This window comes from Nakamurella sp., assembly GCF_048594475.1.
GTDB lineage: Bacteria > Actinomycetota > Actinomycetes > Mycobacteriales > Nakamurellaceae > Nakamurella.
The window spans coordinates 1-10,129 of sequence record NZ_JBMDXT010000532.1 but is presented as its reverse complement, the minus strand read 5'-3'; the positions used below and the strand labels follow the sequence as shown (position 1 = coordinate 10,129).

The 10,129-nt window shown below is 74.0% G+C and carries 14 protein-coding genes; 9 read left to right on the top strand and 5 right to left on the bottom strand.

Translation table 11 applies throughout. The features are described 5' to 3' along the window. Nucleotides 1–267, top strand: a 267-nt coding sequence (locus ACOJUF_RS23925) for an aquaporin (RefSeq protein ID WP_420124311.1), incomplete at its 5' end; no start/stop codon positions are given. Here ACOJUF_RS23925 and ACOJUF_RS23920 read toward each other — a convergent pair. After that, nucleotides 245–1,417: a Gfo/Idh/MocA family oxidoreductase gene (locus tag ACOJUF_RS23920; protein WP_420124310.1), complete on the bottom strand. Its 1,173-nt coding sequence runs from the start codon at nucleotides 1,415–1,417 to the stop codon at nucleotides 245–247. The genes ACOJUF_RS23925 and ACOJUF_RS23920 overlap by 23 nt on opposite strands. 110 nt (nucleotides 1,418–1,527) lie before the next feature. Then, nucleotides 1,528–2,397, bottom strand: a complete 870-nt coding sequence (locus tag ACOJUF_RS23915) for a sugar phosphate isomerase/epimerase family protein (RefSeq protein ID WP_420124309.1) — start codon at nucleotides 2,395–2,397, stop codon at nucleotides 1,528–1,530. A gap of 108 nt (nucleotides 2,398–2,505) precedes the next feature. Between ACOJUF_RS23915 and ACOJUF_RS23910 the strand changes: the two genes are divergently transcribed. From ACOJUF_RS23910 to ACOJUF_RS23900, 3 genes are all read left to right on the top strand, one after another. After that, the gene (locus ACOJUF_RS23910; protein WP_420124308.1) at nucleotides 2,506–3,357 is read left to right on the top strand and encodes an IclR family transcriptional regulator; all 852 of its coding nucleotides are present in this window, start codon (nucleotides 2,506–2,508) and stop codon (nucleotides 3,355–3,357) included. A 69-nt stretch (nucleotides 3,358–3,426) separates the two neighbouring features. Further along, on the top strand, nucleotides 3,427–5,172 hold the full coding sequence (locus ACOJUF_RS23905) for an ATP-binding protein (protein WP_420124307.1): 1,746 nt from the start codon (nucleotides 3,427–3,429) through the stop codon (nucleotides 5,170–5,172). Continuing rightward, nucleotides 5,169–5,843 carry a response regulator gene (locus tag ACOJUF_RS23900; protein ID WP_420124306.1) on the top strand — a complete coding sequence of 225 codons (675 nt, stop codon included), beginning with the start codon at nucleotides 5,169–5,171 and terminating at the stop codon, nucleotides 5,841–5,843. Before ACOJUF_RS23905 ends, ACOJUF_RS23900 begins: the two co-directional genes overlap by 4 nt. 46 nt (nucleotides 5,844–5,889) lie before the next feature. On the opposite strand, the gene ACOJUF_RS23895 is transcribed toward ACOJUF_RS23900, so the two are convergent. From ACOJUF_RS23895 to ACOJUF_RS23885, 3 genes are all read right to left on the bottom strand, one after another. Further along, on the bottom strand, nucleotides 5,890–6,795 hold the full coding sequence (locus ACOJUF_RS23895; protein ID WP_420124305.1) for a phosphatase PAP2 family protein: 906 nt from the start codon (nucleotides 6,793–6,795) through the stop codon (nucleotides 5,890–5,892). Nucleotides 6,796–6,797: 2 nt separating this feature from the next. Continuing rightward, nucleotides 6,798–7,106, bottom strand: a complete 309-nt coding sequence (locus tag ACOJUF_RS23890; protein ID WP_420124304.1) for a zf-TFIIB domain-containing protein — start codon at nucleotides 7,104–7,106, stop codon at nucleotides 6,798–6,800. Between the two features lie 66 nt (nucleotides 7,107–7,172). Continuing rightward, the gene (locus ACOJUF_RS23885) at nucleotides 7,173–7,601 is read right to left on the bottom strand and encodes a zf-TFIIB domain-containing protein (RefSeq protein ID WP_420124303.1); all 429 of its coding nucleotides are present in this window, start codon (nucleotides 7,599–7,601) and stop codon (nucleotides 7,173–7,175) included. Between the two features lie 344 nt (nucleotides 7,602–7,945). Between ACOJUF_RS23885 and infA the strand changes: the two genes are divergently transcribed. From infA to rpsD, 5 genes are all read left to right on the top strand, one after another. Then, nucleotides 7,946–8,167: a translation initiation factor IF-1 gene (infA, locus tag ACOJUF_RS23880; protein WP_029136093.1), complete on the top strand. Its 222-nt coding sequence runs from the start codon at nucleotides 7,946–7,948 to the stop codon at nucleotides 8,165–8,167. A gap of 198 nt (nucleotides 8,168–8,365) precedes the next feature. After that, entirely contained in the window at nucleotides 8,366–8,479 is a 114-nt protein-coding gene (gene rpmJ, locus ACOJUF_RS23875) for a 50S ribosomal protein L36 (RefSeq protein ID WP_137450367.1), read from the top strand. Nucleotides 8,480–8,670: 191 nt separating this feature from the next. Continuing rightward, complete coding sequence (gene rpsM / locus ACOJUF_RS23870) at nucleotides 8,671–9,048, top strand: 30S ribosomal protein S13 (protein WP_420124302.1); 378 nt, start codon at nucleotides 8,671–8,673, stop codon at nucleotides 9,046–9,048. A gap of 3 nt (nucleotides 9,049–9,051) precedes the next feature. Then, nucleotides 9,052–9,462: a 30S ribosomal protein S11 gene (gene rpsK, locus ACOJUF_RS23865; protein WP_395725363.1), complete on the top strand. Its 411-nt coding sequence runs from the start codon at nucleotides 9,052–9,054 to the stop codon at nucleotides 9,460–9,462. A gap of 23 nt (nucleotides 9,463–9,485) precedes the next feature. After that, complete coding sequence (gene rpsD / locus ACOJUF_RS23860) at nucleotides 9,486–10,091, top strand: 30S ribosomal protein S4 (protein ID WP_420124301.1); 606 nt, start codon at nucleotides 9,486–9,488, stop codon at nucleotides 10,089–10,091. Nucleotides 10,092–10,129 lie beyond the last annotated feature (38 nt).

The following is a 10,129-nucleotide window of genomic DNA, read 5'->3' as shown; positions in this document are numbered from 1 at the left end:
ATCGGCGCTCTGGGCGTGGGCGGCTACATCGCGCTGGCCGGCCTGTGGGGGAGCCCGATCTCGGGCGCGTCGATGAACCCGGCCCGCACCTTCGGCCCGGATCTGGTCAGCCTCGATTTCGGCGCCTACTGGGTCTACGTGGCCGGACCGATCCTGGGCGCGATCGTGGCCGTCGGCGCCGCGTTCGTCCTCCGCGGCCCCGGCGGCGGCCGGTCCGGGTCGGCCGCCGCGCAGGGGGCGCTGTTCACCGAGATCGCGCGGCCCTGACCGGTTCCGCGTCGACCGGACCCGGGTCGACCGGACCCGCGTCGACCGGAACCGGGTCGACCGGAACCGGGTCGACCGGACCCGGGTCGACCGGGGCGGGACGCTCGGCCGGGGGAGCGAGGTCGACCGGCCGGCCGGTCGCGGCCGCCTCCTCCACGGCCAGGGTGGCGGCCAGCGTGGCGGTGGCGTCCCGCACGCCGACCAGCGGCGTCGCCTCACCCCGAACGACGGCCCGGAAGTGGGCCAGTTGCCGGGCGTACGGGTCGGCCCGGACCACCGGCAGGCGCTCCTCGACCAGGGTCCGGTGCCAGCCGGCCGTGGCGGCGTCCGGGTCCGGATAGCGCCACCACCGCAGGCCGGGCACGGCCAGCGACCCGGCCGTACCGGCGAGCAGGTAGCACTGCTCGTCCGTCCGGCCGAACGCCGGGTTCTCCCCGGCGGTCAGGTCCCAGGCCCAGGGGGCGGCCACCGCGTCGGACAGGGTGATCGTGCCGACGGCGCCGGACGCGAACCGGAGGGCCACGGCCGCGGTGTCGGTGATCGGCAGCCCGCGACCGGCCGACGAGGCGATGGCCTGCACCGTGTCGATCTCGCCGCACACGAAGCGCAGCACGTCGACGTCGTGGATCAGGTTGGTCAGCACCGGCCCGCCGCCGGGTTCGCGCCGCCAGGCGATGTCGTAGTAGCCGTCCGGCTTGCGCAGCGTCCACAGGGCGGTCACCGTGGTCAGCCGGCCGAGCCGCCCGGACCGGACGGCCGCCCGGGCGGCGGCGACGATCGGGTTGTGCCGGCGGTGATGGCCCACCAGCACCGGCACCCCGGCGCGCTCGGCCGCGGCGGCCAGCGTGAGCGCCTGCGCCACGGTGGGCGCGACCGGCTTCTCGATCAGCGCGGGCATCCCGGCCGCGATCGCGTCCAGCCCGATCGGCACGTGCAGCGCGGTCGGCGTCGCGACGATCACCGCGTCCAGCCCGGGGGTCGCCAGCAGGTCCCGGTGGTCGGCGACGAGCGGCACGCCGAACTCGCCGGCCACCTCGGCCGCGGCCGGCGTGGGGTCGGCCAGCCCGACGATGCGGCAACCGGCATCCCGGGCCAGCGCGGCCAGGTGGGTGCGGCCGATGACCCCGGCCCCGATCACTCCGATGCCCACGCGGGCCGAGCGGGCCGGGTCACCGGCGGACGCCGCAACGGTGCCCCGACTCCGTCGCGGCGACGCCGGAGCCGGCCGGTCCGAGGCACCCCATCGGGGGGCGGGGCCGGTCATCGGTCCGCGCCCGGCGTGACCCCGGCCAGCACCCGCTCGGCCGCCGCCCGGGCCCGGCGGGCCCGCTGCACCGCGTCCAGCCCGGCCAGGGCCGCCACCGGCGCCTCCACCGAGAGCATGCCGCCGGCGGGCAGCGTGCGGACCAGCGCGGCGAGCGGGAACTCGCCCTCGCCGGGCAGCAGCCGGCCGGTGCGCGATTCCGCCCGGGCCTGGTCATCGGTCGGCCAGACCGGGTCGAGCGGACCGTCGCACAGTTGGCCGTACGGCAGCAGCTCGGCCGGGACATCGAGCAGATCGGCGGGGGAGCCTCCCGAGCGGCGCAGGTGCAGCGCGTCGACCAGCACCGCGCCGGCCGGATGACCGGCGCCCCGGACGATGCGCACCGCGGCGGCCAGGGTCTGCACCGGGCTGTACTTCATGAACTCCAGCCCGGGGCGCAGTCCCCGCTCGGCGGCCTGCGCGCACAGCCAGGCGAAGTGGTCGGTCAGCCGCGCCTCGTCCGGGTCGTAGCCCAGGGTCAGCACGAACCGGGCGCCGAGCCGGTGCCCGGCGTCGAGCACCGCCCGCGCCCCGTCCCGGTCCAGGTCCGGCCGCAGCACGACCAGCTCGACGTCCAGCACCCGGACCCCGGTGTCGGCGGTCCGGGCCAGCGTCTCGCGCAGGACCGGGGTGTTGCCCAGCATCGGCCACACGCGCTCGTCCGCCGCCGGGGCGACCCGGATCCCGACCGCGTCGAAGCCGGCGACGGCCGCGGCGCCGACCTGGTCGGGCGGGGGCGTGTCCAGGATCGTCAGGGGCGACAGGGAGAGTAGGGGCCGGGCGGGGCCGGGTGAGGTTTCCGATGGTGAGGGATCGGGCGGCGGCATCGAGCGGGCTCCTCCGGGCAGTCGGGGCAATAGTGGAACACCGTTCCAGATTGACCGAAGTTGGTACAGTCGCCCACTCGATGTTCGACTGGGTGGAAGGAGGCGGCCGTGGTCGGCGGAGCCCTGTCCCGGGGACTGGCGGTCCTGGCCGAGCTGGCCGAGGCCTCGGACGGCCGCTCCGTCCAGCAGGTCGCCGACACGCTCGGGCTGCCCAAGAGTGCGGCCCACCGCATCCTGGTCACCCTCGTCGCCGACGGGTGGGCCCGGCAGGATCCGGTGAGCGGGACCTACCGGCTGACCCTGCGGCTGGTCGCGCTCGGGCTGGGTCACCTGGCCGGGCACACCCTTGTCGACCTGGCCCGGCCGGTGCTGGCCGAGCTGGCCGGTGTCTCCGGCGAGCTGGTCCGGCTCAGCCTCGTCGACGGCGACCGCCTGGTCTGGGTGGCCAAGGCGCAGGGCGCCACGGCCGGCCTGCGGTACGACCCCGACCCGGGTCCGGAGGCGCACCTGGCCAGCACGGCCAACGGGCTGGCCTGGCTGGCCGGGTTCGGCGACGAGCGGGCGCTCGAGCTCGTGCTGCGGCAGGGCCTGGGCGGGCCGGGCGAACGCGGCCCCCAGGCGCCGGCCACGGTCGAGGAGTTCCTGCGGCGGCTGCGCCGCACCCGCGCCGACGGGTGCGCCCGGGCGGTCGACAGCTTCGAGGCCGGAGCGGCCGCGATCGCGATGCCGGTGCTCGAGCGGCCCGGCGGGCCGACGGTCGGGGTGCTCAGCATCGCCGGCCCCGGCGTGCGGTTCACGGCCGAGCGGATGGACGCGCTGGTCCCGGCGCTGCGCCGGGCCTGCGCCGGGCTGGCCGGGGTGAACCGGGTGGCCGGCGCGGACCGGGAAGCGGGTGACCGGACCGCTCCCGCCGGGCACACAATGAACGCAATGGTCACCGAGCCCGGTTCGGGTGCGTAGCTTCCCGGGGGCTGGGTAGGTTTCCTGCAGGCCGCGGCGTCGCGGCCGGGTCCGGCGGGAGGTGCGGCGGTGCGCTCCGAATCGAGCTGGTCGCTGGCCCGCCGCATCCTGGCGTTGCAGGCGATCGTCCTGGTCGTGGTCCTCGGCGGCCTGCTCACCGCCGTTCTCATCGACACCAACGCCGAGACCGAGCGGGTGACCGGCGAACGCGTCGCCGCCATCGCGTCCACCGTGGCCCAGTCGCCCGGCGTGGTCGCCGCGGTCACCGCCCCGTATCCGGCCGGCGCGGAGATCACCGGGCCGTCGGCGTTGCTGGAGGACTTCGCCACGGCGGTCGCCGGGTCCACCGGCACCGACTTCGTGGTCATCATGACGCCCGACGGCATCCGCTACACCCACCCGGACCCGACCCAGATCGGCGACACCTACCTGGGCAGCCGGGACGCCGCCCTGGCCGGGCAGGTGGGCATCGAGACCTATACCGGAACGTTGGGCCCGTCGGTCCGGGCGATCGCCCCGGTGCGCGACGCGAGCGGCCGGATCGTCGCGCTCGCCGCGGTCGGCGTCACGGTGTCGCACGTGAACGAGATCTCCGGTCAGCGGGTGGGGTGGCTGATCCTGATCTGCCTGGTGGCCCTCGGCGTCGGCTTCGCCGGATCGATGGTGATCGCCCAGTGGGTGCGCCGGCAGACCCTGGGCATGGGGCCGCGGGAGCTGGCCCGGCTGTTCACCTACTACGACGCCGTGCTGGCGTCGGTGCACGAGGGCATGGTGCTGCTGGACGGTCAGGGCCGGATCAGCAGCGTGAACGCCGAGGGTCGCCGGCTGCTCGGGCTGGGCGACGGGGCGATCGGACGGGCGCCCGTCGAGGCCGGCCTGCCCGAGCACCTGGCCACCCTGATGACCGAGCCGGGCGACCTGACCGACGAACTGGTCCTGTCGGCCGACCGCGTCCTGGTGTTGACCCGGCGGCCGGTCGCGGTGCGCGGGGCGGTGGTCGGGGCCGTGGTCACCCTGCGCGACCACACCGAGCTGGACGCGCTCACCGGCGAGCTCGACCGGGCGGAGAGCTTCTCCGAGGCGCTGCGGGCCCAGGCCCACGAGTCCGCCAACCGGATGCACACGGTGATCTCGCTGATCGAGCTGGGCGAGACCGATCACGCCCTGACCTTCGCGGTGTCGGAGATGCAGACGGCGCAGCGGCTGGCCGACCGGGTGCTGGAGGGCGTCGGGAACCCGGCGGCGGCGGCCCTGCTGCTGGCCAAGTCCGCGCAGGGCGCGGAGCGGGGCATCGAACTGATCGTGCGTCCGGGATCCTTCCTGCCGCCGGACGCCGCGCCCGACCACGAGCTCGTCACGATCGTCGGCAACCTGGTGGACAACGCCTTTGACGTGCTGTTCGGCGCGCCGGCGGCCGACGGCCAGCGCCGGGTCACCGTCGCGCTGGACCTGATCGGCCTGACCGTGCCCGGGGCCGAGGGGGTCGGCGGGGGACCGCCGCGCCCCGACCCCGCCGAGGACGGGATTACCCTCGACCGGCCCTACGTCCGGATCGTGGTCACCGACAACGGTCCCGGTCTGACCGAGGACCAGGCCGGGTCGGTGTTCGCCCGCGGCTGGTCGACCAAGACGGCGCGCGGCCCGGCCGGGGACCGCGGTCTCGGGCTGGCGCTGGTCGCGCAGGCCGTCGCCCGGTGCGGCGGGTCGGTGCACGCCGTGCCCGGTCCCGGTGCGCGGTTCGTGGTCGGCCTGCCCTACCGCGGGCCGGCCGAACCGATCCCGACGGCCGGCGTCGAGGCCGGGGCGGCCCGATGATCCGGGTGCTCGTCGTCGAGGACGAGCCGATCGCCGCCCGCGCCCACAAGGCGTACGTCGAGCGGGTGACCGGCTTCTCCGTGGTGGCCGTGGCCAACTCGCGGATCGAGGCGGAGCGGGCCCTGGCCAAGGGCGGCATCGACCTGGTGCTGTTGGACCTGCACCTGCCGGACGGCCACGGCCTGGACCTGTTCCGCCGGATCCGCGCGGCCGGGTCGACCGTCGACGTGATGATCGTGTCGTCGGCCCGCGACGCCGACGTGGTCCGGTCCGCGGTCGCCCAGGGCGCCGTGCAGTACGTCATCAAGCCGTTCGCGTTCAGCGCGCTGCGCGACCGGCTGCTGTCCTACAAGGAGTTCGCCGAGCAGGTCGGCGGCGGCGACGACGTCGACCAGGCGTCCGTCGACCGGGCGCTGGGCATGCTGCGGGCGCCGGCGTCCGGGTCGCTGCCCAAGGGCATGACCAAGGAGACGCTGGCCATCGTGGTCGGTGCGCTGCGCGAACTGGGCGACGCCTCGGCCACCCAGATCGGCGAGTTCCTCGGGGTCTCCCGGATCACCGCCCGCCGTTACCTGGAGCACCTGGCCGACACCAACGTGGCCGAGCGGACCCTCAAGTACGGGCAGGTCGGGCGGCCGGAGACACGGTACGGGTTGCGCCGGTCGGAGTAGCCCGGCCCACCTGGGCCGGGACCGGCAGGCCGGTGTCGGTCCGCGGTCAGCCGGGCGGCTGGTCCGGATCGGCCGGCGCCTGCCGGGCCTGCAGGGCCGCCACCGAGCCCGGCAGCCAGCCGACCGTACGCCGCCACACCTCGCGCACGGTCACGCACAGCAGCAGCCAGGCCGCCCCGGTGCACCAGCCGGCGAGCACGTCGGTGGTCCAGTGCACGCCCAGGTAGACCCGTGACCAGCCGATGGCCAGGACGAACAGCACCCCGCCGACGACGGCCACGACCCGCCACGCGGTCGACCGGATGAGCGGCACGAACACCACCAGCAGGACCCCGATGATGGCTGCCGACGCCAGGGCGTGGCCCGACGGGAACGACTCGTTCGTCTCGGTGACCAGCCGGAACTCGGCCGGCGGGCGTTCGCGGCCGACCGTGGCCTTGCCGACCTTGACCAGCAGTCCGGCCCCGGCGGACACGACGGCGACCAGGACCGCGTCACCGTGCCGGCCCCGGAACCACAGGAACACCACGGAGACCACCGCGATGATGCCCATGGACAGCGTGCTGCCGATCTCGGTGACGGCGATCGCGACCGTGGTCAGCGCGGGCGTCCGCTGGTCGATCGCCCACTGCCACACCACCGGGTCGATGGAGGCCAACCCGTTGTTCTCCACCGCGCCGTCGGCCAGGCCGAGGATGACGGCGGCCAGGATCAGCAGGACCGCCCCGCTGGTCAGCAGCAGTTCGACCGTGCCCGGCGCGGTCCGCCGCCGCCGGACGGCGACCAGGGCGCCCAGGCCCAGCAGGACCAGCGCCGCGATCGCGTAGGGCAGCCAGACGTAGCCGTACTCGAAGAAGGTGTCCGAGACCGGACCGCGCCGGATCGGCCCGGCCAGCGGTCCGGCGCCCGGCAGCAGGCCGGTGAGGGTCGGGACAGGGGTGGCGGTCGTCATCGTCAGTCGAAGAATTCCTCGAGAAAGGACTTCTTGCGCTTCTTCTTGCCGCGCAGCTTGTCCGGGCGGACCTTGTCGTAGTCCCGGCGGGATTCCTTCGCCGGTCGCTGCGGGCGGTCGTAGTCCACCATCGGAGCGGGGTCCGGCTCGGCCGGTGCCAGCCCGAAGAACTGGGCCTCGGCGACCACCAGCCGCTCCACGGCGGCGCGGTCCAGGAAGACCCCGCGGCACTGCTTGCACACGTCGACGGCTACGCCGTCACGTTCCTGACTGCGCATCTTGCCTTGGCACTGCGGACACACGAGGCTCATGATGCGGCCCACGGTATCCCGGCCGTGGCGGGCCGGCCGTCCGGCGCGACGATGCTCACGCCGGGCTCACCCGAAAAGGCCGTCGATGAAGGACGTGCTGCCCTTCTTGCCCTTCTTCTTCTTCCCTTTGCTCTTGCCCAGGTACTCCGTCGCGATCGAGGCGATGGTCGACAGGTCGGCCATCGGGGACCGCCCGGGCGCCGATCCGGCGGCCGGTGGCGGGGCGGACCGGTCGGTCGCGGGGTGGCCGGCCGGCGGGTACGCGGCCGGCGGCGGGTAGGCCACCGCCGGCGGCGGGTAGGCCCCGGCCGGCGGGTAGGTGGTGGGTGGGGTCGGCTCGGCGCCCCGGTTGAACCGGGCTTCGGCCTCGACCAGGTGCTCCAGTTCGCCGCGGTCCAGGAAGATGCCGCGGCACTCGGTGCACTGGTCGACCACCACGCCGTTGCGTTCGTAGGCGTGCATCAGGCTGTGGCACTTGGGGCAGAGCATGCTCATGCCCGGGTCAACGCCCGGTCGGACGGATCGAGTTCCGCAGGCCGCCGGCACCGTCGCCGACGGTCGCCCGCCGGCCGCCCGGCGAGTGGCCGGCCGGGCCCGGACCGGGCCGGACGGGGGCCGGGCGGGGCGATTGGCCCGCCGGCGCGAAGGAGCGTACAGTAGAACGTCGGCGCGCGGGTCGCGTCGGTTTGGTGCTGCTCTTCTCAGGGCGGGCCGGACCGGGGTCGGGTGACATTCATCCGGCGCGCCGAGCCCGCGGGCCCCGAGCCGGTCGTCAGACCGGCCGCGACAGCCTGCGGAGCGCCGACCCGACGAGTATGGCAGTCAGAAGTGCGGAGGCTATGGGCAAGAAGGACGGGGCCATCGAGGTCGAAGGTCGCGTGGTCGAGCCGTTGCCCAACGCGATGTTCCGGGTCGAGTTGGAGAACGGGCACCGCGTGCTCGCGCACATCAGCGGCAAGATGCGCCAGCACTACATCAGGATCCTCCCCGAGGACCGGGTCGTCGTCGAGCTCTCGCCGTACGACCTGAGCCGCGGACGGATCGTCTACCGCTACAAGTAGGCACTGCTCGCCGCAGGGGCGTGACCCGGTTTCGCCGGGGCGGGTCCGTGCGGCGTCGCCGCGCCCTGTCTCGGGGCGTGGACCGGAACCGCTGGTTCCGGGCGATCGGCCGCCGTCCGGCGGACCGGTAGGGAGTGGGCCGGCCCCCGGCCCGCGTGGTCCGGCCCGTCCGGGTCGGTACTAGAGATGAGGACTGCAGTGAAGGTCAACCCGAGCGTCAAGAAGATCTGCGACAAGTGCAAGGTGATCCGCCGGCACGGTCGCGTCATGGTCATCTGCGACAACGTTCGCCACAAGCAGCGCCAGGGCTGAGCCCCGGCGCGGGCCCGCCTCGGCGGGCCCCACGGCCGTCCGTCGGACGGCCGCTCCATCGCGTCACCACCGCCCACCGGCCGTCGCCGGCCCGGGCGGGATTCCCCCGGACCACGGGCCGGGGCCTCGGCCGGATGCCGGGGGTGGGACGCGACCGACACCCGTGGGCGACACGAGGGAGTACCCGCCAGATGGCGCGACTCGTCGGCGTCGATCTGCCCCGCGACAAGCGGATGGAGATCGCGCTCACCTACATCTACGGGATCGGGCGTACCCGTTCCCTGGAACTGCTCAAGGCCACCGGCATCAGCCCTGACCTGCGGTCCAAGGACCTGACGGACGAGGATGTGCTCGCCCTGCGCGACGCCATCGACGCCGCCGACCTCAAGGTCGAGGGCGACCTGCGTCGTGAGGTCCAGGCCGACATCCGCCGGAAGATGGAGATCGGCTCTTACCAGGGGCTGCGGCACCGCCGCCACCTGCCCGTCCGCGGTCAGCGCACCAAGACCAACGCGCGCACCCGCAAGGGACCGAAGAAGACCATCGCCGGCAAGAAGAAGGCCAGGTAAGCCATGCCCCCCAAGTCCCGTCAGGGCTCCGCGGCGGTCAAGAAGGTCCGCCGCAAGGAGAAGAAGAACGTCTCCCACGGCCACGCGCACATCAAGAGCACGTTCAACAACACCATCGTCTCCATCACCGACCCGACCGGTGCGGTGATCAGCTGGGCGTCCGCCGGCCACGTCGGCTTCAAGGGCTCCCGCAAGTCGACCCCGTTCGCGGCGCAGATGGCGGCCGAGAACGCCGCCCGCCAGGCCATCGAGCACGGCATGCGCAAGGTCGACGTGTTCGTGAAGGGCCCGGGTTCGGGCCGCGAGACCGCGATTCGTTCCCTCCAGGCCGCCGGCCTCGAGGTCGGCGCGATCTCCGACGTCACCCCGCAGGCTCACAACGGCACCCGGCCGCCCAAGCGGCGCCGGGTCTGACGCGGGCGAAGGAGATCTAGACAATGGCTCGCTATACCGGTCCCATCACCAAGAAGTCCCGTCGCCTCAAGACCGACCTGGTCGGCGGCGACATGGCGTTCGAGCGCCGTCCCTTCCCGCCCGGCCAGCACGGCCGCGCGCGGACGAAGGAGAAGGAGTACCTGACCCAGCTGCAGGAGAAGCAGAAGGCCCGGTACACCTACGGCGTCCTGGAGAAGCAGTTCCGCCGCTACTACGCCGAGGCCGCCGCGCGGTCCGGCAAGACCGGCGACACCCTGCTGCAGATCCTCGAGTCGCGCCTGGACAACGTCATCTACCGGGCCGGCCTGGCCCGGACCCGTCGGCACGCCCGGCAGCTGGTGTCCCACGGGCACTTCGAGGTCAACGGCGTGCGCGTGGACGTCCCGTCCTACCGCGTCGAGCAGTACGACATCATCACCGTGCGCAAGCAGTCGGCCGAGTCGTACCCGTTCGAACTGGCCCGCGCCACCTTCGGTGAGCGGACCCCGCCGGCCTGGATGAAGGTCGTCCCGGAGTCGCTGCAGGTGATCATCCACTCGCTGCCGGTCCGCGCCCAGATCGACTCGCAGGTCACCGAGCAGCTGATCGTCGAGTTCTACTCGAAGTAGCACCCGCTGCTCCTGTGCCGCGCGGGTAAACAGCGCCG